This is a genomic window from Bradyrhizobium sp. WU425 (assembly GCF_021052305.1).
Lineage (GTDB): Bacteria > Pseudomonadota > Alphaproteobacteria > Rhizobiales > Xanthobacteraceae > Bradyrhizobium > Bradyrhizobium canariense_D.
Genome location: NZ_CP088089.1, coordinates 4,085,430 through 4,110,146, shown reverse-complemented (window position 1 = coordinate 4,110,146; position 24,717 = coordinate 4,085,430). Strand labels below are relative to the sequence as shown.

Genomic DNA, 24,717 nt, shown 5'->3' with positions numbered 1-24,717 from the left:
ACGCCATGAATCGCCGCCAGTTTCTTGCCTCGAGCATCGCCCTCCTCGCGACCCGCCCGAGTTTTGCGCAGGAAGGCCCGTTCCGGACAAAATACTACCCCATTAGCTCCGGCATCGGTCTGCACGACCTCGCTCCCGCTCCCGATGGCACGGTCTGGTTTACGGCCCAGGGCAAGGGCCTGCTCGGCAGGCTCGATCCGAAGGATGGCAGCCATAAGACGGTCAGCCTCGGCCAGGGCGCCGCCCCGCACGGCGTGACCATCGGCCCCGACGGCGCGCCCTGGATCACCGAGGGCGGCCAGAATGCGATCGCCCGCGTCGATCCTTCCGACCTCAAGGTCACCCTGTTCCGCCTGCCCGAGAAGTTCGCCTACGCCAATCCCAACACCGGCGTGTTCGACAAGGACGGCACCTATTGGTTCACCGGCCAGTCCGGCTATTACGGCCGCCTCAAGCCGAACGCGGGCGGGATGGACGTGTTCAGGGCGCCCAAGGGCGTCGGCCCCTACGGAATCACCGTCACGCCCAAGGGCGACGTCTGGTATGCCTCGCTTGCCGGCAGCTATATTGCCAGGATCGATCCGGCGACGGGCAGCGCCAGTGTGGTCGAGCCGCCGACGCCGAGCCAGGGTTCGCGACGGGTCTGGTCGGATTCGAAAAGCCGGATCTGGGTCAGCGAGTGGAACAGTGGCCACGTCTCGGTGCACGATCCCGCGGAAGCCTCCTGGAAGACCTGGAAGCTGCCCGGCGAGCGTCCCCGCACCTACGCGGTCTATGTCGATGACAAGGACAAAGTCTGGCTGACCGATTTCTCCGCCAACGCCATCGTCCGCTTCGATCCCGCCACCGAGCGTTTCAACGTGTTCGCCAGCGACAAGGCTAACGCCAATGTGCGCCAGCTCGACGGGAGGCCGGGCGAGCTCTGGGGCTGCGAATCCGGCAACGACCGGATCGTCATGATCCAGACGGTCGCCGCCGGTTGACGACAGCGGCATTTGCGTCCATCCCGGCACGCGGAACAGGATGTGACGACAATGGCGAAGAAATCCCTTCAGCTGGGCCGCGCGGTCGAATGGCCGCACACACCGGAAGAAGCGCAGCTCGACCGCGTGCCGAACCCGCAAAAGGGCACGGACTATCTGGTACGCTTCACCGTGCCGGAATTCACCTCGCTCTGCCCGGTCACGGGACAACCGGATTTCGCACATCTGATGATCGACTACGCCCCCGGCCAATGGTTGCTGGAGTCGAAGTCGCTCAAGCTCTACATCGCGAGCTTCCGCAATCACGGCGCCTTCCACGAGGACTGCACCGTGATGATCGGCAAGCGCATCGCGAGCGAGATCAAGCCGAAGTTCCTGCGCATCGGGGGCTACTGGTATCCGCGCGGCGGCATTCCAATCGACGTGTTCTGGCAGACGGGCCGCGCGCCGAAGGGATTGTGGGTGCCCGAGCAGGGCGTCGCGCCCTATCGCGGCCGGGGCTGAGCTTGAAGAGACCGTTTCTGACTCACCGCGTTCGGTCTCGACCGCGAAGATTTGCTCGCTCGGGGTACGAGGTATAGCGGCTAACAACCATGCCGCTCGAATAAGCCTTGGCCTCGAGTAATTTTAGCTTCCTGAACCCCGACGCCGCGAAGATCCCGACGCCGTCACCCAATACCGCCGGGTTGACGTAAAATTGAAACTCGTCAACGAGACCTTGTTCGATCAGCGCCGCGGCAAACCCCGCGCCACCGAACACGCCAATGTCGCGCCCTCGTTGGCTCTTTAAGGCGCCGACCACCTCGTGCAAATCTCCGCTGACAAGCGTGGTTCGTTCCCACGCCGGCTCCGTTGGCTTATTCGTCGGAACCATTTTGCTCATTTCTGTGATACGCTTAGCGAACGCGTAGAATGGCTCAGTTGGGTAGCGGTTCGCTGCGTTCTCCCAATGCCGTAGATACCCTTCATTCAGCATCTTCCGACTGAGAAGAATCGTGTCGATGCGCTCGAAGTGAGCATTGAAATCGCGCTTCAGTTCATCATCCCAAAAGTTGTTGTCACCCCAACCCCATAGCTGCCAATTTACCGTTCCGTAGGAGCCGACAAAGCCATCGGCTGACACCTGCATCTGAAGGATAAGTTTTCGCATCGGTCTATTCTCTCGAATCATGCAAGGATCGAAGCTGCGAACGATTCAGCAGCCCATTGTTTGAAGGTCGTTCGAGTTGTGTTTTCTGAAGCTGGCGTGTCGAGTGCCCATCGCTCTTGGCGATTGAAGCTCGCTGGGGTTTCGATCAACGCTTCCGTGAAGCTGGCTGATACCCCGTTTGCGATCATGCTGCTGCGGGCGTCATCGAGCGGGACAGATCGATAAGTCACGTCTTTGCGCAGTTTCCTGCCCAGGAGCTCTGTCACCTTCTGAAATATGTAAAAGCCGCCGCTTCCAACCTGATGAATATCTGCCGGCATTTTCCACCACTCCTCCAGCACTGAGACTTTGTGACTGGTTTACATTTGGAAGCATTGCAGCCAGCATCGAATGATGTCAATAGTAAATCGATTTACAAAGGGAACTACGGATGTCGGGAAGACAGCGATCAGGTTGCCCAATCAGTCTGTCGCTGGAGTTGCTCGGCGATCGCTGGACGCTGCTGATTGTGCGTGACATCGTTTTCGCGGGGAAACAGCACTTCCGGGAATTTCTGCAGTCCGATGAATCGATATCATCGCGGACGCTTGCGGAGCGGCTTCAAACGCTGCAAGAAGGCGGCGTCCTTACCCGTCATGACGACCCCACGCATAAATTGAAGGCGATTTATCGCCTTACGGAGGCGGGCATTGATCTGCTGCCTGTCCTCGCCGAGCTTGGCTTATGGGGCAGCAAATATCGTAATGCTGATCCGGATCTTGGTGCGATTGCCGAGAGACTATCGGCGGGGGGCCCCAAGATGCTTTCCCAGATGAAGCAAAAACTGAGGAAAGGAGGTTCTAAATGACGATACGCCGCGTCAGGCGCTAGACATCTTTTAGGCGACTGCATCCGATGGCGCCCGCTGTTTCAACAGCCGCGCACAGGCGAAGCCCAGCGCGACCATGATCGCGGCGCTCGCGAACAGGGTCGGCATCTTGCCGCCATGCTGGAGGCCAAGTCCATAGGCGAGCGGCCCCACCGTCTGCCCCATGAAGAAGAAGAACGAATGCAGCGACAACGCGGTTGCGCGCGCCTCGACCGAGAGTTCGCTGGCAAACATCTGAAGGCAGCCATGGGCGATGTAGAAGCCCCATCCCATCACGATGAGATTGAACGCCTGCACTTCCCAGCGCAGGCCGAAGCCGACGGCAACGAGCTGCGAAGCCACCAGCGTCATGCCCGCGATCATCATTCCCTTCATGCCCAGCCATGGCAGCAGGCGCGACACCGTCAGCGTGTAGAACAAGCCGCCGACCGCAAAGCCCGCGATGACGATGCCCGCGATCGAGAGCGAGGTCTGACCGAGCTCGAACAGGAACGAAGCGATGTAGGGAAACAGGCCGAGCACGCAGCAGCCTTCGATGAACACCGCCGCATAACAGACATAGGCGTTCGGGTTGGTGAAGATGGTGCGATAGCCCGCCTTCAGCGCCGACAGGCTCGTCTTCGGCGGATGCTTGACCTTGGCGCCACGAAAACCGGCGGCGACCGCGATCGAGGCAACGATCACCAGCGCGCCGAGCACCGCCAGCACGCCGCGCCAGCCGAGGAAATCGCCGATCAGGCCGGAGGCCGAGGCGCCGAGGAGATTGCCCGTCATCGCGCCGGCGAGCGTGCGGCTGATCGCGACCTGGCGCTTCTCCGGACCGACGAGATCGCTGGTCAGGCTGAGCGCCACCGGAAACACGCCGCCGGAGCCGATACCGGCGAGGATACGGGTCGCGAACAGAACCGAGAATGAGCTCGAGAGCGCCCCCAGGATGTTGGCAAGGCCGAGCAGCGCGAGGCAGCCGATCATCAGCCGCGTCTTGCCGAACAGATCGGCGGCGGCGCCGACGATCGGCTGGATGATCGAGAAGGTGAAGGCGAACACCGCGGCAAAACCGGCAGCGGTCGCGATGCTGACGCCAAAGTCCTCCGCGACGTGCGGCAGCACCGGATCGAGCGCGCGCGCGGAGAGCGCCGCGGCGAAGCTTGCACCGGAGATGACGTAAAGCGCGGCCGGCAGGCCGTGATCGTGCGCCCGCGCCTCGCCTTGCTGCATCAGCGCGGGTCGGCTTTGGTCGAATCCTTGGCGAGCGCGTCGAACGCCATCAGCCTTCGGATCAGCCCTTCGAACTCGCGCAGCGGCACCATGTTGGGTCCGTCGGACGGCGCGCTGTCAGGATCGGGATGGGTCTCGATGAAGATACCGGCAACACCGACGGCGACGGCTGCGCGTGCGAGCACCGGCACGAATTCGCGCTCGCCTCCGGAAGACGTCCCCTTCCCGCCCGGCTGTTGCACCGAATGAGTCGCGTCGAAGATCACGGGGGCGCCGGTGGTGCGCGCCAGGATCGGCAGCGCGCGCATGTCGGAGACCAGGGTGTTGTAGCCGAAGGACGCGCCGCGTTCGGTGACGAGCACGTTGGGATTGTTCGCGCTCGTGATCTTGGACACGACGTTGGCCATGTCCCAGGGCGCAAGAAACTGACCCTTCTTGACGTTGACGACCTTGCCGGTTGCGGCCGCCGCCAGCAGCAGATCGGTCTGGCGACACAGGAAGGCGGGAATCTGCAACACGTCCACCGCCTGCGCCACCTCGGCACACTGCCCGGCGTCATGCACGTCGGTCAGGACCGGCAGGCCGAGCGACGATCGGATTTCGGCGAAGATCGGCAGCGATTGTGCAAGTCCGAGGCCACGCGCGGCCGACGCGCTGGTGCGATTGGCCTTGTCGAATGAGGTCTTGTAGACGAGGCCGATCTGCAGCCGCGCGGCGATCTCCTTCAGCGCGGAGGCCACCTCCAGCGCATGCTGGCGGCTTTCGAGCTGACACGGCCCGGCAATGATCGAGATCGGCAGATCATTGCCGAATTTGACCTTGCCAATGGTGACGACCGGCGCCGCTGACGTCGAAGAGCTCAAGGCAAATCCCTCGTTCCGGCGCGACCATAGCCGCGATGAAGGGCGGATCAACCCCATTCGGCCTGGGCTCCCAGAATATCAGGGTTGCGCCCAGGCTCTCCGCGACGCCCTCGCGCCGGCCGCCTCTACTTCACCGACGAGAAGGCGGTCGGCGCCAGGATCTGGCTGACGATGTTGCCGACGATCTGGCCGTCCGCCTCGCTCTCGGCGCGCCCTTTCATCCAGTCCGGATCGGTCATGAAGGCGGCCCACTTCTTCTCGCGCTCGGCGAGCGACTCCCAGGCCAGGAAATAGGTCAGCTCCTGGTTGGATTCACCGATCACGGTCGTGAAGAACCCGGCCTGCTTGATGCCGTGCTTTTCCCACACCTTCAGCGTGACGGTCTCGAACCGCTTGAGCAGTGCCGGCAGGCGGCCGGGCACGCAGCGATAGATGCGCATTTCGTAGATCATTCATATTCCTCCCTGATCAGGTCCGGCGGTTATAACGGCCGGCCCCGACGGTGTCTTGAGGCCCGCTCAGCCGCCCCGGTAGCGTTCCGTGCATGGCTAGAGCCCGCTCAAGCCGCTTCATCGAGAGCGGGTTCCCGCAATGCTGCCGCAATGATACGGCCGCTAGAATGGCGCGATTGAGGTTGAGGTGCGGATCATGCGGATTTTGCTCGTCGAGGACGAGGTCGAAATGGCCGACGCGCTGGCGTCGGCGCTGAAGCGCTACGACATGGTGGTGGACCACGCCCCCACGCTCGCGGAGGCGGAAGAGGCCATTTCTGCCGACGTCCACGCCGCCGTCCTGCTCGATCGCCAGCTTCCCGATGGCGACGGTCTCACCCTGATCCCGAAACTCAGGGCGCGCGCCGACGGCGTGCCGATCATCGTGTTGACGGCGCGCGGCGAACTCGCCGACCGGGTCGCCGGGCTCGACTGCGGGGCGGATGATTATCTGTCAAAGCCGTTCGCGGTAGAGGAATTGCTGGCGCGGCTGCGCGCCGTGCTGCGCCGGCCCGCCGGGCTGCATCCCGACATCATGCACGCCGGCCGCCTCGCCTTCGATTTCGGCCATCGCGAGGCAAGCATCGACGGGGCTCCGCTCGAGCTGCCGCGACGCGAGCTCCTCGTGCTGGAAGCCCTGGTCCGTCGCATGGGCCGGACCGTGCTGCGCTCCGCGCTGGAAGAAGCCGTCTACAGTTTCGACGACGAGATCCAGTCGAATGCGCTCGATACGCACGTGTCGCGCCTGCGCCGCAAACTCTCGGAAGCCGATGCGCGCGTGGAGATCCACGGCATCCGCGGCGTCGGCTATCTCTTGAAGAAGCTGCTATGAGCAAGCACCACGAACCCTATTGCCTGCGCTCGCGGCTGAGCTGGCGCCTGCTGTCGCTCCAGGCGGTGCTGCTCACGGCGCTCGTTGCCGTCGTCGTCGGGGCATTGAGCGCGTCGGGATTCGTGATCGCCGGGCGCGACGAAGATCGCGTGATCGAGATCGTCCAGCGCGCGCTCGGACGCGACGCGCAAGGCGACCTGGTCCTGCGGCCGACGACCGAGCTGAAACAATTGCGCAGCGAGACCCCCGATCTCTGGTTCCTGGTCCGCGACAGGCAGGGACATTCGCTAAGCGAAGGCGCCGTGCCGGCCGAATTCGCCGCCATCGGCAGCGGCCTCGACCAGATCAGCCAGGCCCGGCTCGGGTGGCAGCTGTTCGAGGACGATCCGCGCAAGCCCCCGGCGCGGCTGAAGCGGGTCGATACCGACGCCGGCAATGTGCAAATCATCACGGCGACGCAAGGCAAGCTCACGGGCGCCAAGGCGTTGATCATGACATCGCTTGCACTGCTCGGCATCGCCCTGCCTGGCCTGCTCCTCATGGGAACGGCGACGTTCATCGCCACGCCGATGATCGTGCGGCGCGCCTTCGAGGCGCTCGATGCGACGGCGGACCAGGCGCGGCACATCGACATCCATCAACGCGGCGCGCGGCTGTCGCTGGACCGGATTCCGCTGGAAGTCGTGCCGCTCGTGACCGCGGTCAACGACGCGCTGGCGCGGCTGGACCAGGGCTATGCCCGCCACAAGCGCTTCGTCGCCGATGCCGCACACGAGTTGCGCACACCGATCGCGATCCTGAACACGCGGCTGGAGTCGCTTCCAGCGGGGCCGGACAAGACCCGGTTGCTGGAGGATTCCGCGCGGCTGGCAACGCTTGCCGAGCAGCTGCTGGACATTCAAAGGCTCGACCGCTGCGGCCATCCCTTCACGCGCGTTGACCTCGTCGCAATCGCGCAAAGCGCGGCCGCAGATCTTGCGCCGCTGGCCATTGCCGCCGGCTACGAGTTGGCGCTCGACGCCCCCTCCACGCCGGTCGAAACGATCGGCGATGCGGCGGCGCTGGAGCGCGCGCTGACCAACCTTGTGCAGAATGCGATCCAGCACGGCCCGCGCCGCGGCACCATAGGCATTCGTGTCAGCAGGCCCGCGAGCATCGAGGTCACGGACGAAGGCGCCGGCATTCCGGCCGATCAGCGCGAACAGATATTCGAACCGTTCTACCGGCTGACACCGCTGGATCGCGGTGCCGGCCTCGGTCTCAACATGGTGCGCGAGATCGTGCTCCTGCATGGCGGCCACATCTCGGTCGCGGACACAGCGATCGGCGGCGCGTGCTTCAGGATGTCACTGCCGCCCGTCCGGGAGAATTGACGCAATCGACAGGCGGCACGCAATGCTGTCGCAATGCACTCAAGCGATTGTTCGGCCGCCTCACCTCTGACCTGCGAGGCGCAAGCAAGATGCCGGAGTGCGCATGCCCAACGATTTCCTCTCGTTCTTCCTGTCATGGATGTCAGCCCCGCGCCGCGTCGGCGCGATCGCGCCGTCAGGCGCGGCGCTGGCCGATCTCATCACCCGCGAGATCACCGCATCGACCGGCCCTGTTCTCGAGCTCGGCCCCGGCACCGGCGCGTTCACCTACAAGCTGCTCAAACGCGGCGTGCGCCAGCAGGACCTCACGCTGATCGAATACGGCTCCGACTTCATGAAGGTGCTCCAGATGCGTTTTCCGAACGCGCGCGTCTTGTGGATGGATGCAGGGCGGCTCGCAACGGAGCGCCTCTATGACGGCGCGCCCGTCGGCGCGGTCGTGAGCGGCCTGCCGCTGCTCAACATGTCGACGCGCAAGGTGGTCTCGATCGTCGGTGGCGCGTTCAGTCATGTCCGCCCCGGCGGCGCCTTCTACCAGTTCACCTACGGCATGAGTTGTCCGATCCCGCGGCCCGTGCTCGACCGGCTGGGCTTGCGCGCAAAGCTGGTGGATCGTGCCCTGCTGAACGTGCCGCCGGCCGCCGTCTACAAGCTGACGCGACGGCCGCAGATGAAGCTCGTCACGGGATCGCTTGCGCCTGATACGTCAATGCCGGCCGCGCCGGAGCCGATGCATCTTGCAGGTGACTGCACCGCCACGCGCTGAGCGATTACACCAGGCGGCTCTGAACCATTGCCGCGCGAATGAACGACGCGAACAGCGGATGCGGCTCGAACGGTCGCGACTTCAGTTCCGGATGGAACTGGACGCCGATGAACCAGGGGTGATCCTCGTACTCGACGATCTCCGGCAGCACGCCGTCGGGCGACAGGCCCGAGAATTTCAGCCCGTGCTGTTCGAGGCGATCCTTATAGGCGGTGTTGACCTCGTAGCGATGGCGGTGGCGCTCGGAAATCTCGGTCGCGCCGCCATAGACTTCCGAAACGCGGCTGCCGCGATTGAGCGCCGCGGGATAGGCGCCCAAGCGCATCGTGCCGCCGAGATCGCCGGCGTTGGTGCGCTTCTCAAGCTCGTTGCCGCGCAGCCATTCCGTCATCAGGCCGACCAAGGGCTCCTTGGTCGGGCCGAACTCGGTGGAGTTGGCCTCCTCGATCCCGACGAGATTCCGAGCTGCCTCGATCACCGCCATCTGCATGCCGAAGCAGATGCCGAAATACGGCACGTCGCGCTCGCGCGCGAACTGCGCCGCGCGGATCTTGCCTTCGGCGCCGCGCTGGCCGAAGCCGCCGGGCACCAGAATGCCGTTGACGTGCTCGAGGAACGGCGCGGGATCTTCCTTCTCGAAGATCTCGCTTTCGATCCAGTCGAGATTGACCTTCACCTTGTTGGCGATGCCGCCATGGGAGAGCGCCTCGATCAGCGACTTATACGCATCCTTCATGCCGGTATACTTACCGACGATGGCGATGGTGACGTTGCCCTCGGGATTGCGGATGCGCTCGTTGATCTGCTGCCAGCTCCGCAGCTCCGGCGGAATCCGCGAGCCGATGCCGAAGGCGGCAAGCACTTCGTCGTCGAGGCCTGCCGCATGGTAAGCCTGAGGGACAGCGTAGATGCTGTCGGCGTCGCGCGCCTCGATGACGGCGCTCTCGCGCACGTTACAGAACAGCCCGAGCTTGCGCCGTTCCTCCTTCGGGATCTCGCGATCGGTACGGCAGAGCAGGATGTCCGGCTGGATGCCGATCGAGCGCAGCTCCTTGACGGAGTGCTGCGTCGGCTTTGTCTTCAGCTCACCGGCGCTCGGGATGTAAGGCAGCAGCGTCAAATGAATGTAGATGGCGTGATCGCGCGGCAACTCGTTCTTGAGCTGGCGGATCGCCTCGAAGAACGGCAGGCCCTCGATGTCGCCGACGGTGCCACCGATCTCGACCAGCACGAAGTCGTAATCGTCGTTGCCGTCGAGGACGAAATCCTTGATGGCGTTGGTGACATGCGGAACCACCTGGATGGTCGCGCCGAGATAATCGCCGCGCCGCTCCTTGGAGATGATGTCCTGATAAATCCGCCCGGTCGTGATGTTGTCGGCCTTGGTCGCCGGCCGCCCGGTGAAGCGCTCATAGTGACCGAGATCGAGGTCGGTCTCCGCGCCGTCATCGGTCACGAACACTTCGCCGTGCTGATACGGCGACATCGTTCCGGGATCGAGATTGAGATAGGGGTCAAGCTTGCGGAGGCGGACCTTGTAGCCCCGAGCTTGCAACAGGGCACCGAGTGCCGCTGAAGCCAGACCCTTGCCGAGCGAAGAAACCACGCCGCCGGTGATGAATATGTACCGCGCCATGGGGCTTAACCTCTAATCCCTCGAATTCGATTCGCCAAAGCGATTCGTATTCCGCCCCAAACATTTTGCGGGGCTGTGGGTGAGCCAGAACTGAGAGTGGTGACAGAGCCTTGATAGGGATTGTTGATCCAGGACGGTAGAAGCCGCCCTGCATGGCCCCCCTGTTTTATTGCGAACGCGGTACCTGCGGGCCGCTCGGTGCCGGAGCCTGCTGCTGCTCGTCGGCCTTCTTCAGCGAATCCAGGATGCCACCCGAGGTCGGCGGCGCGATCGGTCCGCCACCGGCCGGCTGTGTCTGCGACGCCGGCGCACCGATGATCGACGACGGCTTGCGGTCGTAGCCGGCATACCAGGACAGGAACAGGCTGGTGAGGAAGAAGCCGACGGCCAGAATCGCGGTGGTCCGCGTCAGAAGGTTCGCCGTGCCGCGGCTCGACATGAAGCCTGCGCCGCCTCCCATGCCGAGGCCCCCGCCTTCCGACTTCTGGAGCAGGACGGCGCCGATCATAACGGTGACGATCATGAGGTGAATGACGATGACAACGGTCTGCATAGTGTCCTTCCGTCACAAGCCGACAGCGCCGAGACGGCGGCCAATCGTGCTTCGCGGGGTTTTCCTGAAGTTGCGCGGTGTTACACGATCGGACGGGGCATTGCCACCCCCGATCAGCCCCGGACCAGTGGTTTGAACCAGCCAGGGACGGCCCTGCCTAATTAGGGCAGCCCTGCGCAATCGCAAGGAAATCGGCCGCCTTCAGACTGGCCCCGCCGACCAGCGCGCCATTGACGTTCTTCACGGCCATCAGCTCGGCCGCGTTCGAAGGCTTGACCGAGCCGCCATAGAGAATGCGCATCCCGGCGCCGTCGGCCTTGAACCTGGAGGTCAGGAATTTCCGGATAAAGCCATGAATCTGCTCGACATCCCGAGACGTCGGGGTCAGGCCGGTGCCGATTGCCCAGACCGGCTCATAGGCCACGACCAGATTGGCGGAGGTCGAGCCATCCGGCAGCGAGCCGGTGAGCTGGCCGCGCAGGATATCCAGGGTCTGGCCCGCATCGCGCTGGCCCTGCGTCTCTCCGATACAGACGATCGCCGTCACCCCGGCGCGCCAGGCGGCCTCTGCCTTCTGCCGGATCAGGGCATCGCCCTCGCCATGGTCGGCGCGGCGCTCGGAATGGCCGACGATGATAGCGGTCGCACCCGAATCCACCAGCATTTCGGCGGCGATGTCGCCGGTATGGGCGCCAGAGGCCTTGGGGTGGCAATCCTGGGCTCCCACCGCGACCTTCTTGCCGCGGGCCTTCTCGGCGAAAGCTGCGATCAGGGTCGCCGGCGGACAAACCAGCAAATCGGCTTTGCCGGCCACTTCTGTCGCACCATTGAGCATGGCGCCGAATTCGGCAGTCGAGGCCTTCAGGCCGTTCATTTTCCAGTTGCCGGCGATCAGGGGGCGGATGGCATCGATCATGTCAAATTCCAGCAAAATTTGGGTTGCGTATGCGCTAGCAGAGGTCCCGTGGCAGTTCCAGAGACCAGGGGCTTTTAACCGCAGGGATCGAAAGCCTGTCGGACCCGAGGTTGCGGGGGGAAAGCCACCACTTTATGATGGTTGATCAATTTGGTGACGCGCTTTTGCGGAATCTGCATTAAGACGCGCTCCCGTTCCCCTCCTGCCAAACAAGTTGGACCAAATGCTTCGAGGAATGCGCAAGGCCTCATCAAACTGGCTCGGCAAGACCATTATGGCCATTGTGATGGGCGTGCTGATCATCAGTTTCGGCGTTTGGGGCATTGCCGACATCTTCAAGGGCTTTGGGCAGTCCACCGTGGCCAAGGTCGGCGGCACCGAGATTTCGTTGAACGAGTTCCGCCAGATCTATACCGATCGCCTCCAGCAGATCAGTCGCCAATTCGGCCGGCCGCTGTCGCCGGAACAGGCGCGCGCCTTCGGCCTCGACCGTCAGGTGCTGCAGCAGACGATCGCGGAAGCCGCCCTCGACGAAGAGGCGCGCCGGCTCGGGCTCGGCCAGTCCGACGACCAGATCCGCCAGCTCATCATGAACGACCCGAACTTCAAGGGCGTCGGCGGCAACTTCGATTCGAACCGCTTCCAGTCCGTGATCCGCAATTTCGGCTATACCGAGCAGCGCTACGTCTCCGAGCAGCGCAAGGTCTCGTTGCGTCGGCAGATCACCGGCACGATCGGTGCCGGCCTCGAGCCGCCGAAGGCGATGCTAGACGTGCTGACGCGCTTCCAGAACGAGCAGCGCGCCATTGAATTCGTCAGGCTCGACGCAGCTCAGGCAGGCACCATCGACGCGCCATCGCCGGAGGCGCTCGCCGCCTATTTCGAGGATCACAAGGTCCAGTTCCGCGCGCCCGAATATCGCAAGATCGCGTTCGTCGTGATCTCGCCGGAGGAGATCGGCAAGTGGAGCGAGGTGTCGGACGAGGACGCCAAGAAAGCATTCGACCAGCGCAAGGACCGGCTCGGCACGCCGGAGAAGCGCCAGATCCAGCAGATCGTATTCCCCAACGCCGCCGAGGCGCAGGCCGCACGCGAGCGGCTCACCAGCGGGACGTCGTTCGAGGACCTCGGCAAGGAGCGCGGACTGAGCGCGTCTGACGTCGATCTCGGGCTCGTGACCAAATCCTCGCTCGATCCCGCAGTTGGAGACGCTGTCTTCGCGCTTCCCGCCGGTGAAATCAGCCAGCCGATCCAGGGCCGTCTCGGCACGTCGATCGTCAAGGTCGAAAAGATCGAGCCGGGCACTGAGGCGAACTACGCGAGCGTTGCCGCCGACATCAAGCGCGAGATCGCCACCGAGCGTGCGCGCGTCAAGGTCGCCGATCTCCGCGACAAGATGGAAGACGAGCGCGGCGGCGGTGCCAGCGTGATCGACGCGGCGCAGAAGCTCGGCCTCACCGCCGTGACCATCGACGCCGTCGACCGTTCCGGCCGCGCGCCGAGCGGCCAGCCGGTCTCCGGCATTCCGCAGGGCCTCGACGTGGTGTCGCAGGCCTTTAACACCGATGTCGGCGTCGACAACGACTCGATCTCGTTCAAGGGCGGCTATGTCTGGTACGACGTGCTTGCCATCACGCCCTCGCGCGACCGCAATCTCGACGAGGTTCGCGACCAGGTCGAGGTGCGCTGGCGCCAGGACCAGATCGCGACCAAGCTGAAGGCCAAGGCGACCGAGATGGTGCAGAAGCTCGAATCTGGCGGCAAGCTCGCCGACGAAGCAGCCGCGATCGGCGCCAAGGTCGAGACCGCCACCGGCTTCAAGCGGGACGACTCGCCCGCCAGCGTGCCCGCGGCCGTCGTGTCGGCCGCCTTCCGCGTCGCCAAGGACGGCGTCGGGCAGACGGCAGTGACCGGCGGCACCGAGGTGATCGTGTTCCGCGTTACCGAGATCATCGATCCCACCGTCGATGCCGCTTCCGATGCGGTCAAGAAGCTGAAGGACAGTCTCGACCGCGCGCAGACCGAGGAGCAGGTCGCGTCCTACGTCAACAAGCTTGAAACCGACATCGGGACCACGATTAATCAGGCCGCCTTCGCGCAGGTGACCGGCGCGAACCAGTGAGTTGAAAGCACGCGATGGACGACCTGAAATCGATCATTGGAAAAGTGGCGACCGGCGCCAGCCTGTCGCGTGACGAAGCGGCTTCCGCCTTCGACGCCGTGATGTCCGGCGAGGCTACGCCCTCGCAAATGGGCGGCCTCCTGATGGCGCTGCGGGTGCGCGGCGAGACCGTGGACGAGATCACCGGCGCGGTCTCGGCCATGCGCTCCAAGATGCTCACGGTCGATGCGCCCGCGGACGCCGTCGACATTGTCGGCACCGGCGGCGACGGCTCCGGCTCGGTCAATGTCTCGACCTGTGCCTCCTTCATCGTTTCGGGCGCCGGTCTGCCGGTGGCCAAGCACGGCAACCGCGCGCTATCGTCGCGTTCGGGCGCTGCCGACGTGCTGGCTTCGCTGGGGGTGAAGATCGATCTGAGGCCCGAACAGGTCGGCCGCTGCATACGCGAATGCGGCATCGGCTTCATGTTCGCGCCCGCCCATCATCCCGCCATGAAGAACGTCGGCCCGACCCGGGTGGAGCTTGCGACACGCACGATCTTCAACCTGCTCGGTCCGTTGTCCAATCCGGCCGGTGTGAAACGGCAGATGGTCGGCGTGTTCTCCCGGCAATGGGTGCAGCCGCTGGCGCAAGTGCTCAAGAACCTCGGCTCCGAATCCGCCTGGGTCGTGCACGGTTCCGACGGCCTCGACGAAATCACCCTCACCGGCCCGACCTTCGTCTCCGCGCTCCACAATGGCGAGATCCGGAATTTCGAGGTGACGCCGGAGGACGCGGGCCTGCCGTGCTGCGAGGCCGGTGCGCTCAAAGGCGGCGACGCCGACGCCAACGCTATCGCCTTGCAGGGCGTGCTCGACGGCAAGCCGAGCCCCTATCGTGACGTCGCGTTGATCAACGCCGCTGCCGCATTGGTCGTAGCGGGGCGTGCCAGGGATCTCAAGGAAGGTGTCGTGATCGGCGCAAAATCGCTCGACAGCGGCGCGGCGCGCGCGCGGCTGAAACATTTGATCGCGGTCTCGAACGGCTGAGCCTGACATGTCGGACATCTTGACCAAGATCGAAGCCTACAAGCGCGAAGAAATCGCTGCGGCCAAGCGCGCGCAGCCGCTGTCGGCGGTAGAGGCGAAGGCCAAGGCGCAAGCAGCACCGCGCGGCTTCCTGCGCGCGATCAAGGCCAAGCACGCCAATGGCGACTACGCGCTGATCGCGGAGGTCAAGAAGGCGTCGCCGTCAAAGGGCCTGATCCGCGCCGATTTCGATCCGCCGCTGTTGGCCAGGGCCTATGAGGCCGGCGGCGCTGCCTGCCTGTCCGTGCTGACGGACACGCCCTCGTTCCAGGGCCATCTCGACTTCATGGTGGCGGCCCGCGCGGCAACGTCACTGCCGGTGCTGCGCAAGGATTTCATGTTCGACATCTATCAGGTGGCGGAGGCCCGGGCGCACGGCGCCGACTGCATCCTGATCATCATGGCGGCGCTCGATGATGCCGCGGCAAAAGAGCTCGAGGATGCCGCCATCGCCCACGGCATGGACGTGCTGATCGAGATCCACGACCGCGTCGAGCTTGACCGCGCGCTGAAGCTGCGTTCGCCGATGATCGGCGTCAACAACCGCAATCTGCGCACCTTCGAAACCACGCTTGCGACCAGCGAAACATTGGCGCCGCTGATCCCCGGCGACCGGTTGATGGTCGGCGAGAGCGGCATCTTCACGCCCGCCGATCTCGCCCGGCTCGAGCGCGTCGGCATGTCGACCTTCCTGGTCGGCGAGAGCCTGATGCGGCAAGCCGATGTTACCGCTGCGACGCGCACATTGCTGGCGCGCGAGACGACGGCGCGCGCGACGGGCACGCGCTGACATGGCCCGCAAGCCGACCGCGACGAAACCAGCCAAGTCCGAGTCCAAGACCCAGTCCAACACCAAGACCGGCCCTGCCCTCACCCATATCGGCGCCTCCGGCGAGGCGCGGATGGTTGACGTGTCGGACAAGCCCGCCAGCGAGCGGCTCGCGGTCGCGGAAGGACGCGTCGTCATGACCAGGGCGACGCTTGACCTGATCGTGTCCGGCAACGCCAAGAAGGGCGACGTGCTCGGCACCGCCCGCATCGCCGGCATCATGGCCGCCAAGCGCACCGCGGAGCTGATCCCGCTCTGCCATCCGCTCGCGCTGTCGAAGGTGACGGTCGAGATCGAGCCAGACGCAACGCTGCCGGGCTGCCTCGTCCGCGCCAGCGTGAAGGTCACGGGCCCGACCGGCGTCGAGATGGAAGCGCTCACCGCCGTCTCGGTCGCCTGCCTCACCATCTACGACATGATCAAGGCGGTGGAGCGCGGCGTGCGCATCGAAGGCATCCATCTGGTCGAGAAGCTCGGCGGCAAGTCCGGCCATTACCGCGTCTGATTGCGGCTGCTACTTCAACGACGCGCTGATCGACCCGAATTTTGAATTGAGCTTGCTGCCCAGGCCGTCCACCACGGCGACGATCGCGAGCGCAATCAGCCCATACTCGATCGCATATTGATTGCTTTTGCGAGGGTCCCTTCACGGCCCATTAACCCAGCTTGCTAACTTCGCCTCCACTCCGTTCCCGTAAACCAACGGATGTTTCCGGGGCCAAGAATTGACCCTGGCGTGTGCACGACAACGATCGATCATGATGACGGGATTCGGCAGTCGCCTTTTTGACCAGGCCTTCGTGCGCAGCGGACCGATCCGCTGGCTGGTGGTGGGCGGCACGCTGTTGATCGCTGCGATCGCCGTCGGCGCGACGCTGATGGCGCAGAATTTCCGCGAACGTGCGCTGCGCAGCTCCGGGCGCGAGCTGGAAAACACCGTGCTGATGCTGGCCCATCATTTCGACCAGCAATTGCAGGATTTCGCGGTCATCCAGAAGGATTTCGTCGACTACGTCCGCGCAAGCGGCATCACCAGTGCGGCGGACTATCGCAAGCGCCTCGCCGGCCAGGACCTCCACCGGATGCTGCGTTCGAAGATCGAGGCACTGCCCTACATGGGCGGCGTCAATATCATCGATGCCGAAGGCAATTTGATCAATTCGTCGGCGGCATGGCCGGCCCCGAACGTGAACGTTGCCGATCGCGCCTATTTCCAGACCTTCCGGTACGATCCCGACGCTCCCGACGTCCTGATCGAGCCACTCTACAGTCGCATCTCCGGCGCATGGACCATCCTGATCGTGCGCAAGGTCGTCGGACCGAACGGCGAATTCATGGGTGTGGTCGGACGCGGCATTGAGCCGGCAAACTTCGAAAAATTCTTCGAGTCCGCCGTGCTCGGCGAAAGCACGACGATCTCGATGCTGCACCGGGACGGCACGATGCTCGCCCGTTATCCCCATTCCAGTGAATTGATGGGACGGAATTTCAAGAACGGTCCGTTCGCGCATCAAAGGGTTTTCGGGCTCGACCATTTTACCGGCCGCTTCATGAGCCCCGTCGACGGCGAGGACCGGCTGATTTCCTCACATGCCCTGCCTCACTTCCCGATCCTGATGATGGCCACCACGACGCGCGCGACGGCCCTGACGGACTGGCGCGAGCAGATCGGCATCCTGATCTCGGTCGCGGCCTCTTCCGCGCTCGCCATCGCGGGCGTGTTGATCGCGATCGTTCGCAAGCTCCTGGAGCAGCATCGTCTTTCGCGGGAACGGCTGACGCTGGAAAAGCAGCGTCTCGACCGCGCCGTCAACAACATGACCCAGGGCCTGCTGCTGTTCGACGCCTCGCAGCAGCTCGTGATCTGCAATCAGCGCTACATCGAGATGTACGGGCTGTCGGCCGAAATCGTGAGACCCGGCTGCAGCTTTCACGACATCATTGCACACCGCAAAGCCACCGGCTCGTTCACCGGCGATGCGGACCAGTATGTCGCACGGGTCCTGCGCGACGTCCACGTGCGCAATTCCATGGTGGTCGAGACCTCCGACGGTCGCTCGATCCAGATCGTGAACGAACCGCTCACGGATGGCGGCTGGGTGGCGACGCATGAGGACATCACGGAGCGCCGGCGTATCGAGGAGCGCATCACCCATCTCGCTCATTACGACGCACTGACCGACCTGCCCAACCGCACCATGTTCCACGAGCATCTGCGTCAGGAACTCGATCTCGTCGCCGGCGGCGAACAACTCGCGGTGCACTACATCGACATCGACGAGTTCAAGGGCGTCAACGACGCGCTCGGGCATCTCGTCGGCGACGAGCTCCTGAAGTCGGTCGCGCAGAGCCTCCACCGCTGTGCGGGGCCGGCGGACTTCGTGGCGCGCCTCGGCGGCGACGAATTTGCCATCGTCCAGAGCGCGGTGACATCGCCGGATCAGGTCAGCGAGCTCGTCGCGCGGGTGTTTGAGGCCATCCGGGCGCCGTTCGACTGCATGGGGCATCATCTTGCCACCGACGCCAGCATCGGCATCGCGCTGGCGCCGCAACATGGAACGGCGCTGGACCAGATCCTGAAGAACGCGGACATGGCGATGTACGCCGCCAAAGCTGCGGGGCGCCGCACCTATCGCTTTTTCGAGTCGGAGATGGACGCCAAGATCCACGAGCGGCGGCAGCTCGAGATCGACCTGCGCCACGCCATCGCTCAAGGCGGGCTCGAAGGCGGCCTCGAGGTGTATTACCAGCCCTGCCTCAGCCTGAAGGACGACCGCATCACCGGCTGCGAGGCGCTGGTGCGCTGGCGCCATCCCGAGCGCGGCATGGTCTCGCCGGCGGAGTTCATCCCGATCGCCGAGGACACCGGCCTGATCAACGAGATCGGCGAATGGGTGCTGGCGACCGCCTGCCGGGATGCGGCGAACTGGCCCGACGACATCCGCCTCGCCGTCAACGTCTCGCCGGTGCAATTCAAGAGCGGCACGCTGGCGCTGAAGATCATGGCGGCGCTTGCCGCCTCCAATTTGTCGGCGAGCCGGCTCGAGCTCGAAATCACCGAGGCGGTGCTGATCCGCGACGACGACACGGCGCTTGCGATCCTGCATCAACTCCGCGCCATCGGCGTCCGCATCGCGCTGGACGATTTCGGCACCGGCTACTCCTCGCTAAGCTATCTGCACCGCTTCCCGTTCGACAAGATCAAGATCGACCGCTGCTTCGTCAACGACATCGCCGGCCCCGACGGCTCCGCCAGCATCGTGCAGGCGGTCGTCAATCTCGCGGCCGCCCGCCGCATGACCACCACGGCCGAGGGCGTCGAGACCGAGGAGCAGCAGCGGTTGCTGCGCGCGCTCGGCTGCTCCGAGATGCAGGGCTATCTGTTCAGCGCCGCAAAGCCCGCCGACAAGGTGCTGGAGCTGTTCGCAGCTCATCGCAGCCGTCTCGCCCGGCGCGGCGGCAACGAAGGCCGCCGCCGCGAGGCAAGCTAGTTCGGACCTCGTGGTCGGCGCAGCGGCATTCCCAGAAGCTCTCCTCGATACACACGACGCAGGTGTCGCGGAGGTCATGCAATTGCTGGAGTTGCGGGTTCATCCCGGCGGCGAGGTCTGGTCGAGCGCGACCGCGCCCGCCGCTGGGCCGAGCGCGATGGCTGCTACGAGGCCACCTTCGCGGCCATGAACCCGAGCTGACACAGCGTCCCGAAACAAGTTCGCCCGGGAACGACTATCCGCTCCCGGGCGATCAACACCTTACCGTCGCGAGCGCCTAGTTCGGCACTGCAGCCTTCGACGCCGGCTTGGCGGCGACCGCATTCGCGGTTTGGCCGTGCAGGAAGTCGTAGGCCGTATGCAGGGCCTTGTCGTCTTTCGCTTCCGGTGGGACATAGGACTGCGACCCGGTCTGCTCGGTGCCGTCGGCTGCCTGGAGATGACCGCGCATCTGGGACTCCGCCATGGTGTCCATCCGGCCCTTCAGCTCGGGCGGCACGTCTTGGAGGATCTCGATGTCGGGCGCGATGCCCTGGGCCTGGATCGAGCGGCCCGAGGGCGTGTAGTAGCGCGCCGTGGTCAGCGCCAGCGCGCCGTTGCCGGTGCCGAGCGGAATGATGGTCTGCACCGAGCCCTTGCCGAACGAGCGCGTGCCGATCAGCGTCGCGCGCTTGTGGTCATGCAGCGCGCCGGCCACGATTTCCGAGGCTGAGGCGGAGCCGCCGTTGACAAGAACCACCAGCGGCTTGCCCTTGGTGAGGTCGCCACCATGGGCGGTAAAGCGCTGGGTCTCTTCCGGATTGCGGCCGCGAGTCGAGACGACCTCGCCACGCTGCAGGAACGCGCTCGACACCGACACGGCCTGGTCGAGCAATCCGCCCGGATTGTTGCGCAGGTCCATCACGTAGCCTACCAGCTTCTCCGGCGGAACCTCCTTGGTGATCGATGCGATCGCCTTCTTCAGGCCATCGGTGGTCTGCTCGTTGAACGAGGTGACGCGGATATAGCCGATATCCCCGTTCTCGACGTGGAAGCGCACGGGACGCACATGGATGATCTCGCGCTTGATCGCGACGTCGAGCGGGGCGTCGGCGCCCTTGCGCACGATCGTGAGCTTGGTCTGGGTCTCGACCGGCCCCTTCATCTTGTTGACGGCCTGCTCGAGCGTCATGCCCTGCACGGCATCGCCGTCGATCTTGCTGATGAGGTCGCCCGACATGATGCCGGCCTTGGATGCCGGCGTGTCGTCGATCGGCGAGACGACCTTGACCAGCCCCTCCTCCATCGTGACCTCGATGCCGAGCCCGCCGAACTCGCCGGAGGTGGTCTCCTGCATCTCGGTCCAGGCCTTGTCGTTCATGTAGCGCGAGTGCGGATCGAGCGAGGTCACCATGCCGGTGATCGCGCCTTCGATCAGCTTGGCATTGTCAGGCTTCTCGACATAGCTCGCCTTCACCCGCTCGAACACTTCGCCGAACAGATTGAGCTTGGAATAGGCGTCATCCGCGCTCGCTGCCGCCCGTGCCGCCCAAACGCCGCCGTGCGGACTGGCTACCAAAAGGGTCAGACACGCTCCGGTGAGCGCGCCCAGTGGAAACAGCAGGGTTTTCCGCATGGATAGGCTGGCCTTTTTGCTTCGCGGTTCGGTGGGCTGGGAGCCGCCATGCAAATGGCGATCCAGCCTGCTTCTCACAATACCATTCTGGTTTCTTCAAGGCCGGGATGCCACGCCGGCGGGTACACCGTAAAAATCGGTTGGTCCGGACCCAAACTTTCGGCAACGTTGCAGGACCGGTTCGTGCGCAGCGGGGGTCGGCCGGCCGGCCCGCGCCTCGCAGCCATGCCATTTTAGGATGGTTTTGGCGCCCCGGACGGGTTAGGCGATCAGGGAAGGCTTCAAATTCTCGGGAGGATAACAATGAACGAAGCACCCCGCATCCAACCGGAAAGGAACGTCGAGCTCGGCGCCAGCACCGAGCCGTTCCAGAATCTGCATGAATTCATCCGGAAAGCCCGCGCCAACCTCAACCAGAATGCATGGGACTATATCGTCGGCGCGGCCGAGACCGAGACCACGATGCGTCGCAACCGCATGGCGCTGGACGAGATCGCTTTCCGCCCGCGCGTGCTGCGCGATGTTCGCAAGGTTACAGGTTCGGTCGAACAGTTCGGCCGCAAGATGCGCCTGCCCGTGGTCCTCGCCCCGGTCGGCGCGCTCGAGATCTTCGATCCGGATGGTGCGGCGAGCGTGGCACGCGCCTGCGGCACTTTCGGTGCGGCGCACATGCTCAGTTCGGTGTCCGAGCCCGGCCTAGAAAAGACCGCCGAAGCTGCGTCCGACGCGCTGCGGCTCTACCAGCTCTATGTGCGCGGCGATGACGCCTTCGTCGCCGACGTCGTCAGCCGGGCCGAGAAGAACGCCTACGCCGCCTTCTGCCTGACCGTCGACACCGCCCACTACAGCCGCCGCGAACGTGACATCGCCAAGCGCTACGTTCGCGAGAGCCGCTTGCGCGCCACCGGGGGCGATTACCAGAAGGGTCTGGAGTGGCGGACGGTGAAGATGATCAAGGACAAGTTCAAGATCCCGCTGATCCTCAAGGGCATCGCGACGCCGGAGGACGCGCTGATCGCGATCGATCACGGCGTCGAATGGATCTACGTCTCCAACCATGGCGGCCGTCAGCTCGATCACGGTCGCGGCGCCATGCACGTGCTGCCCGAGATCGTCGACGCCGTGAACGGCCGCGCCAAGATCATGGTCGATGGCGGTGTCTGTCGCGGCACCGACATCGTCAAGGCGATCGCGGCGGGCGCCGACCTCGTCGGCATCGGCCGGCTGCAATGCTGGGCGCTGGCGGCGGCCGGCGAAGCCGGCGTGGCGCGCATGCTGGAACTGCTCGAGGACGAAGTGCTGCGCTGCCTCGGCCTCTTGGGTGCGACCTCGTTCGCCGAGGTCAACAAATCCTGCCTGCACCAGGCGACCGCAACCAACGCGCCGAGTGTGTTCAGCGCGTTTCCGCTGTTCGACCACGAGCCGTATCGATACTGAGTGAAAGGACGCAGGTGACATCGCTCTCTCCCGGCAGCGCGGATGCGCTCCTGTTCGATCTCGGCCGCGTCGTGCTCGATATCGATTTCTCCAAGGCGATCGCCTGCTGGGCGGGACATGCCGGCTGCAAGCCCGAAGCCATCGTCGCGCGCTATGTGCGGGACAGCGAAGCCTATCGGTTGCACGAGATGGGGAAGATCAGCGATGAGGACTATTTCGCCTCATTGCGAGCCTCGCTCGGAATCGGCATTTCGGATGCGCAGTTCCTGGAAGGCTGGAACGCGATTTTCGCCGGCGAAATGCCTGACATCGCCGAGCTGCTGCCGCGCGCAGCGAAACAGATGCCGCTCTATGCTTTCTCCAACACCAACCGGCCGCACGTGGACCATTTCTCGAGGGAATATGCCGACCTCCTCGGCCATTTCCGCGAGCTGTATTTGTCGTCCAGCATCGGCCTGCGCAAACCGGATGCGGAGGCCTTCGACCACGTCGTTGCGGCGATCGGCGTGCCCGCCGGGCGCATCGTGTTCTTCGACGATCTTGCCGAAAACATCGAGGGAGCGCGCGCGCGCGGCTTGACGGCGGTGCATGTGACCTCGCCGCGTGACGTCGGGAACGCATTGAAGGCATTGGGCATTTGACGACGGTCCGTTGTCGCGAAACCCACGACGGCACGGCCCGACGGACCAATTTTGAAAAATTGAGGAACCGGATCACTTTGTACATTTTTATACAGAGTTCCGGGAACGGAATACCGCCTTCCGGACTCTTAGAGTCCGTTGGGACTTCTACGGACGGATGCATCATCGTGCTGGGCAAAACCTACCTCACCAAGCAGGCCTCTCTTCTTCTTGAATTCGCGAGGACAACTTCAGATTCGGACCTTTCCGCCAAGCTTGTGAGCAAGGCCGCCGACCTGAAATCCCAAGCCGACCCGCTGCCCGACAAGGATCAGGGATCCAAGGCGCCCGACGTAACTCCCGGGCAGGCAGGGAGCTGATCGATTCAGGCCATGGCGCGTTCTCGCCTTGCCATGATTTTCGTCGCTTCCATGACCACTCTCCTGCCGATCTGTGACCTCCTTCGGATCATGCCGCGACGCGCTTGATCCTGCCTTCCGGAACAATGTGAAGGGGCGGGATGACTGTGCCTGCTCAGCCGCTTTTGCCTCTGCGCCTGCGCTCGGCTAGAAGACGTGCGGAACATTCGCCCGAACGTGCCGAGCAGGAGTTTTCGCCGTGGCCTTGATGCCGGTTTCTGACGCGCTTGCCGCGGTGCTGGCGGGTGCAGAGCCGCTGCCGGAAGAAATGATTTCCCTCGACGAGGCCTACCATCGCGTGCTCGCGCGTGACGTCGTGGCGCGGCGCACGCAGCCGCCGCAGGCGATGTCGGCGATGGACGGCTACGCGGTGCGCGCGGCCGATGCCGCGACGATCGATTCGGAGCTCACCGTCATCGGCGAAGTCGCAGCGGGCCGACCGTTCGAGGGGACGGTCGGAGCCGGCGAGGCCGTGCGGATCTTCACCGGCGGCGTCGTTCCCTTTGGCGCGGACGCCGTCGTGATCCAGGAGGACACGGTCGCCGCCGGCAAGCGGATCACGATCAAGGAAGCCGCAATCGCCGGCCGGCACATCCGCCCCGCCGGCGTCGATTTCCGCGAGGGCGACGTGCTCCTGCGCAAGGGAAGCCGTTTGACCGAGCGAGACCTCGCGCTCGCCGCCGGGATGAATCATCCGCACCTTGCCGTTGTCAGGCGTCCGAAAGTCGCGATTCTCGCCACCGGCGACGAGCTGGTGATGCCGGGCACCACGCCCGGCCACGGCCAGATCGTCTATTCCAACGGCTACGCCCTGCACGCGCTCGCCCGCAGCGAGGGCGCCGAGACCATCGACCTCGGTATTGCCGCCGACACGCTGGAGGCGACCACCGCCGGCATCCGCCGCGCCCGCGAGAGCGGCGCCGACGTCCTGATCACGACCGGCGGCGCATCGGTCGGCGACCACGATCTGGTCCAGCAGGCACTGCGGGACGAAGGCATCGCGATGGCGTTCTGGAAGATCGCGATGCGGCCAGGCAAGCCAATGATGCACGGGCGACTCGGCGCAATGGGTGTGATCGGCCTGCCGGGCAATCCCGTATCGTCCTACGTGTGCGCTTTCCTGTTCATGGTGCCGCTGATTCGCGCCCTGTCGGGCCGTTCAGTGATTCACCATCGCCGTGAACGCGCCGTGCTCGGCCGCGACGTCGGCGCCAACGACCAGCGCGAGGACTATCTGCGCGCGCATCTTGAGGAGCGTGACGATGGCACACGCGTCGTTGTTCCCGTCAATCATCAGGACTCTTCGCTGCTTGCGAATCTCGCTGCAGCACAGGTACTTCTCGTCCGCGCACCATTCGCGCCGAAGGCCGAAGCCGGCACGGCTTGCGAAGTGTTGCGGCTCCCCGTCTGAGCGCCCCCGCAACGCGCGTTCCGCGCACTTTGCTCTGTTCACGGTAAATTAAGCAGT

General features: G+C 64.5%; 25 protein-coding genes. 15 read left to right on the top strand and 10 right to left on the bottom strand.

The window, feature by feature from the left end:
* The first annotated feature begins 5 nt into the window (after positions 1-5).
* Together BcanWU425_RS19955 and queF are read left to right on the top strand one after the other, a co-directional pair.
* A complete protein-coding gene (locus BcanWU425_RS19955) occupies positions 6-983 on the top strand; it encodes a Vgb family protein (RefSeq protein WP_204511301.1) in 978 nt (325 codons plus the stop codon).
* A 51-nt stretch (positions 984-1,034) separates the two neighbouring features.
* Positions 1,035-1,487: a preQ(1) synthase gene (gene queF, locus BcanWU425_RS19950; RefSeq protein WP_018458066.1), complete on the top strand. Its 453-nt coding sequence runs from the start codon at positions 1,035-1,037 to the stop codon at positions 1,485-1,487.
* A gap of 22 nt (positions 1,488-1,509) precedes the next feature.
* On the opposite strand, the gene BcanWU425_RS19945 is transcribed toward queF, so the two are convergent.
* The gene (locus BcanWU425_RS19945; RefSeq protein ID WP_204511302.1) at positions 1,510-2,133 is read right to left on the bottom strand and encodes a dihydrofolate reductase family protein; all 624 of its coding nucleotides are present in this window, start codon (positions 2,131-2,133) and stop codon (positions 1,510-1,512) included.
* 17 nt (positions 2,134-2,150) lie between these two features.
* Positions 2,151-2,453, bottom strand: a complete 303-nt coding sequence (locus tag BcanWU425_RS19940; protein ID WP_204511303.1) for a hypothetical protein — start codon at positions 2,451-2,453, stop codon at positions 2,151-2,153.
* Between the two features lie 110 nt (positions 2,454-2,563).
* Between BcanWU425_RS19940 and BcanWU425_RS19935 the strand changes: the two genes are divergently transcribed.
* Positions 2,564-2,980: a winged helix-turn-helix transcriptional regulator gene (locus tag BcanWU425_RS19935; RefSeq protein ID WP_204511304.1), complete on the top strand. Its 417-nt coding sequence runs from the start codon at positions 2,564-2,566 to the stop codon at positions 2,978-2,980.
* Positions 2,981-3,010: 30 nt separating this feature from the next.
* Here BcanWU425_RS19935 and BcanWU425_RS19930 read toward each other — a convergent pair whose 3' ends face one another.
* The 3 genes from BcanWU425_RS19930 to BcanWU425_RS19920 form a co-directional block, all read right to left on the bottom strand.
* On the bottom strand, positions 3,011-4,219 hold the full coding sequence (locus tag BcanWU425_RS19930) for an MFS transporter (RefSeq protein WP_085353232.1): 1,209 nt from the start codon (positions 4,217-4,219) through the stop codon (positions 3,011-3,013).
* Positions 4,219-5,082 (bottom strand): 3-deoxy-8-phosphooctulonate synthase, encoded by an 864-nt coding sequence (gene kdsA, locus BcanWU425_RS19925; protein WP_018458071.1) that lies wholly within the window; start codon positions 5,080-5,082, stop codon positions 4,219-4,221. The genes BcanWU425_RS19930 and kdsA overlap by 1 nt, the downstream gene beginning before the upstream one ends.
* 125 nt (positions 5,083-5,207) lie before the next feature.
* Positions 5,208-5,534 (bottom strand): NIPSNAP family protein, encoded by a 327-nt coding sequence (locus tag BcanWU425_RS19920; RefSeq protein WP_085353235.1) that lies wholly within the window; start codon positions 5,532-5,534, stop codon positions 5,208-5,210.
* A gap of 196 nt (positions 5,535-5,730) precedes the next feature.
* On the opposite strand from BcanWU425_RS19920, the gene BcanWU425_RS19915 reads away from it, so the two are divergent.
* The 3 genes from BcanWU425_RS19915 (at position 5,731) to BcanWU425_RS19905 (ending at position 8,544) form a co-directional block, all read left to right on the top strand.
* Entirely contained in the window at positions 5,731-6,405 is a 675-nt protein-coding gene (locus tag BcanWU425_RS19915; protein WP_018458072.1) for a response regulator transcription factor, read from the top strand.
* Positions 6,402-7,778 carry a sensor histidine kinase gene (locus BcanWU425_RS19910; RefSeq protein WP_204511305.1) on the top strand — a complete coding sequence of 459 codons (1,377 nt, stop codon included), beginning with the start codon at positions 6,402-6,404 and terminating at the stop codon, positions 7,776-7,778. Before BcanWU425_RS19915 ends, BcanWU425_RS19910 begins: the two co-directional genes overlap by 4 nt.
* 103 nt (positions 7,779-7,881) lie before the next feature.
* Positions 7,882-8,544, top strand: a complete 663-nt coding sequence (locus tag BcanWU425_RS19905; RefSeq protein WP_018458074.1) for a class I SAM-dependent methyltransferase — start codon at positions 7,882-7,884, stop codon at positions 8,542-8,544.
* Between the two features lie 4 nt (positions 8,545-8,548).
* On the opposite strand, the gene BcanWU425_RS19900 is transcribed toward BcanWU425_RS19905, so the two are convergent.
* From BcanWU425_RS19900 to tpiA, 3 genes are all read right to left on the bottom strand, one after another.
* The gene (locus tag BcanWU425_RS19900; RefSeq protein ID WP_007590604.1) at positions 8,549-10,180 is read right to left on the bottom strand and encodes a CTP synthase; all 1,632 of its coding nucleotides are present in this window, start codon (positions 10,178-10,180) and stop codon (positions 8,549-8,551) included.
* Positions 10,181-10,346: 166 nt separating this feature from the next.
* Positions 10,347-10,733: a preprotein translocase subunit SecG gene (gene secG, locus BcanWU425_RS19895; RefSeq protein WP_007590603.1), complete on the bottom strand. Its 387-nt coding sequence runs from the start codon at positions 10,731-10,733 to the stop codon at positions 10,347-10,349.
* A gap of 157 nt (positions 10,734-10,890) precedes the next feature.
* A complete protein-coding gene (tpiA, locus tag BcanWU425_RS19890; protein ID WP_204511306.1) occupies positions 10,891-11,649 on the bottom strand; it encodes a triose-phosphate isomerase in 759 nt (252 codons plus the stop codon).
* Between the two features lie 223 nt (positions 11,650-11,872).
* On the opposite strand from tpiA, the gene BcanWU425_RS19885 reads away from it, so the two are divergent.
* From BcanWU425_RS19885 to moaC, 4 genes are read left to right on the top strand one after another with little or no spacing between them, the layout of a single operon-like run.
* Positions 11,873-13,771, top strand: coding sequence for a peptidylprolyl isomerase (locus tag BcanWU425_RS19885; protein WP_204511307.1), 1,899 nt, complete (start codon positions 11,873-11,875; stop codon positions 13,769-13,771).
* A 14-nt stretch (positions 13,772-13,785) separates the two neighbouring features.
* On the top strand, positions 13,786-14,799 hold the full coding sequence (trpD, locus tag BcanWU425_RS19880) for an anthranilate phosphoribosyltransferase (RefSeq protein ID WP_204511309.1): 1,014 nt from the start codon (positions 13,786-13,788) through the stop codon (positions 14,797-14,799).
* A gap of 7 nt (positions 14,800-14,806) precedes the next feature.
* Positions 14,807-15,628 (top strand): indole-3-glycerol phosphate synthase TrpC, encoded by an 822-nt coding sequence (gene trpC, locus BcanWU425_RS19875; protein ID WP_204511310.1) that lies wholly within the window; start codon positions 14,807-14,809, stop codon positions 15,626-15,628.
* A gap of 1 nt (position 15,629) precedes the next feature.
* Positions 15,630-16,172, top strand: a complete 543-nt coding sequence (moaC, locus tag BcanWU425_RS19870; RefSeq protein WP_018458079.1) for a cyclic pyranopterin monophosphate synthase MoaC — start codon at positions 15,630-15,632, stop codon at positions 16,170-16,172.
* Between the two features lie 9 nt (positions 16,173-16,181).
* Here the strand turns inward: moaC and BcanWU425_RS19865 are convergent, their stop codons facing one another.
* Positions 16,182-16,283, bottom strand: a complete 102-nt coding sequence (locus tag BcanWU425_RS19865; protein ID WP_085353576.1) for a Flp family type IVb pilin — start codon at positions 16,281-16,283, stop codon at positions 16,182-16,184.
* Positions 16,284-16,425: 142 nt separating this feature from the next.
* On the opposite strand from BcanWU425_RS19865, the gene BcanWU425_RS19860 reads away from it, so the two are divergent.
* Positions 16,426-19,158 carry a bifunctional diguanylate cyclase/phosphodiesterase gene (locus BcanWU425_RS19860; protein ID WP_204511311.1) on the top strand — a complete coding sequence of 911 codons (2,733 nt, stop codon included), beginning with the start codon at positions 16,426-16,428 and terminating at the stop codon, positions 19,156-19,158.
* A gap of 277 nt (positions 19,159-19,435) precedes the next feature.
* Here BcanWU425_RS19860 and BcanWU425_RS19855 read toward each other — a convergent pair whose 3' ends face one another.
* Positions 19,436-20,773: a S41 family peptidase gene (locus BcanWU425_RS19855; RefSeq protein WP_026233497.1), complete on the bottom strand. Its 1,338-nt coding sequence runs from the start codon at positions 20,771-20,773 to the stop codon at positions 19,436-19,438.
* A 303-nt stretch (positions 20,774-21,076) separates the two neighbouring features.
* Here BcanWU425_RS19855 and BcanWU425_RS19850 point away from each other — a divergent pair, with 303 nt between their 5' ends.
* The 4 genes from BcanWU425_RS19850 (at position 21,077) to BcanWU425_RS19835 (ending at position 24,660) form a co-directional block, all read left to right on the top strand.
* Positions 21,077-22,210 carry an alpha-hydroxy acid oxidase gene (locus tag BcanWU425_RS19850; RefSeq protein WP_018458083.1) on the top strand — a complete coding sequence of 378 codons (1,134 nt, stop codon included), beginning with the start codon at positions 21,077-21,079 and terminating at the stop codon, positions 22,208-22,210.
* A 14-nt stretch (positions 22,211-22,224) separates the two neighbouring features.
* Positions 22,225-22,851 carry an HAD family hydrolase gene (locus BcanWU425_RS19845; protein WP_085395035.1) on the top strand — a complete coding sequence of 209 codons (627 nt, stop codon included), beginning with the start codon at positions 22,225-22,227 and terminating at the stop codon, positions 22,849-22,851.
* Between the two features lie 167 nt (positions 22,852-23,018).
* The gene (locus BcanWU425_RS19840; RefSeq protein ID WP_026233498.1) at positions 23,019-23,210 is read left to right on the top strand and encodes a hypothetical protein; all 192 of its coding nucleotides are present in this window, start codon (positions 23,019-23,021) and stop codon (positions 23,208-23,210) included.
* 238 nt (positions 23,211-23,448) lie between these two features.
* Positions 23,449-24,660 carry a molybdopterin molybdotransferase MoeA gene (locus BcanWU425_RS19835; RefSeq protein WP_018458086.1) on the top strand — a complete coding sequence of 404 codons (1,212 nt, stop codon included), beginning with the start codon at positions 23,449-23,451 and terminating at the stop codon, positions 24,658-24,660.
* Positions 24,661-24,717: the final 57 nt, after the last annotated feature.

What these genes read in the sequence shown, in the direction of transcription:
- BcanWU425_RS19955 (WP_204511301.1), top strand. Translation starts at nt 6, where the DNA reads ATGAATCGCCGCCAGTTTCTTGCCTCGAGCATCGCCCTCCTCGCGACC.
- queF (WP_018458066.1), top strand. Translation starts at nt 1,035, where the DNA reads ATGGCGAAGAAATCCCTTCAGCTGGGCCGCGCGGTCGAATGGCCGCAC.
- BcanWU425_RS19945 (WP_204511302.1), bottom strand. Translation starts at nt 2,133, where the DNA reads ATGCGAAAACTTATCCTTCAGATGCAGGTGTCAGCCGATGGCTTTGTC.
- BcanWU425_RS19940 (WP_204511303.1), bottom strand. Translation starts at nt 2,453, where the DNA reads ATGCCGGCAGATATTCATCAGGTTGGAAGCGGCGGCTTTTACATATTT.
- BcanWU425_RS19935 (WP_204511304.1), top strand. Translation starts at nt 2,564, where the DNA reads ATGTCGGGAAGACAGCGATCAGGTTGCCCAATCAGTCTGTCGCTGGAG.
- BcanWU425_RS19930 (WP_085353232.1), bottom strand. Translation starts at nt 4,219, where the DNA reads ATGCAGCAAGGCGAGGCGCGGGCGCACGATCACGGCCTGCCGGCCGCG.
- BcanWU425_RS19920 (WP_085353235.1), bottom strand. Translation starts at nt 5,534, where the DNA reads ATGATCTACGAAATGCGCATCTATCGCTGCGTGCCCGGCCGCCTGCCG.
- BcanWU425_RS19915 (WP_018458072.1), top strand. Translation starts at nt 5,731, where the DNA reads ATGCGGATTTTGCTCGTCGAGGACGAGGTCGAAATGGCCGACGCGCTG.
- BcanWU425_RS19910 (WP_204511305.1), top strand. Translation starts at nt 6,402, where the DNA reads ATGAGCAAGCACCACGAACCCTATTGCCTGCGCTCGCGGCTGAGCTGG.
- BcanWU425_RS19905 (WP_018458074.1), top strand. Translation starts at nt 7,882, where the DNA reads ATGCCCAACGATTTCCTCTCGTTCTTCCTGTCATGGATGTCAGCCCCG.
- BcanWU425_RS19900 (WP_007590604.1), bottom strand. Translation starts at nt 10,180, where the DNA reads ATGGCGCGGTACATATTCATCACCGGCGGCGTGGTTTCTTCGCTCGGC.
- secG (WP_007590603.1), bottom strand. Translation starts at nt 10,733, where the DNA reads ATGCAGACCGTTGTCATCGTCATTCACCTCATGATCGTCACCGTTATG.
- tpiA (WP_204511306.1), bottom strand. Translation starts at nt 11,649, where the DNA reads ATGATCGATGCCATCCGCCCCCTGATCGCCGGCAACTGGAAAATGAAC.
- BcanWU425_RS19885 (WP_204511307.1), top strand. Translation starts at nt 11,873, where the DNA reads ATGCTTCGAGGAATGCGCAAGGCCTCATCAAACTGGCTCGGCAAGACC.
- trpD (WP_204511309.1), top strand. Translation starts at nt 13,786, where the DNA reads ATGGACGACCTGAAATCGATCATTGGAAAAGTGGCGACCGGCGCCAGC.
- trpC (WP_204511310.1), top strand. Translation starts at nt 14,807, where the DNA reads ATGTCGGACATCTTGACCAAGATCGAAGCCTACAAGCGCGAAGAAATC.
- moaC (WP_018458079.1), top strand. Translation starts at nt 15,630, where the DNA reads ATGGCCCGCAAGCCGACCGCGACGAAACCAGCCAAGTCCGAGTCCAAG.
- BcanWU425_RS19860 (WP_204511311.1), top strand. Translation starts at nt 16,426, where the DNA reads ATGATGACGGGATTCGGCAGTCGCCTTTTTGACCAGGCCTTCGTGCGC.
- BcanWU425_RS19855 (WP_026233497.1), bottom strand. Translation starts at nt 20,773, where the DNA reads ATGCGGAAAACCCTGCTGTTTCCACTGGGCGCGCTCACCGGAGCGTGT.
- BcanWU425_RS19850 (WP_018458083.1), top strand. Translation starts at nt 21,077, where the DNA reads ATGAACGAAGCACCCCGCATCCAACCGGAAAGGAACGTCGAGCTCGGC.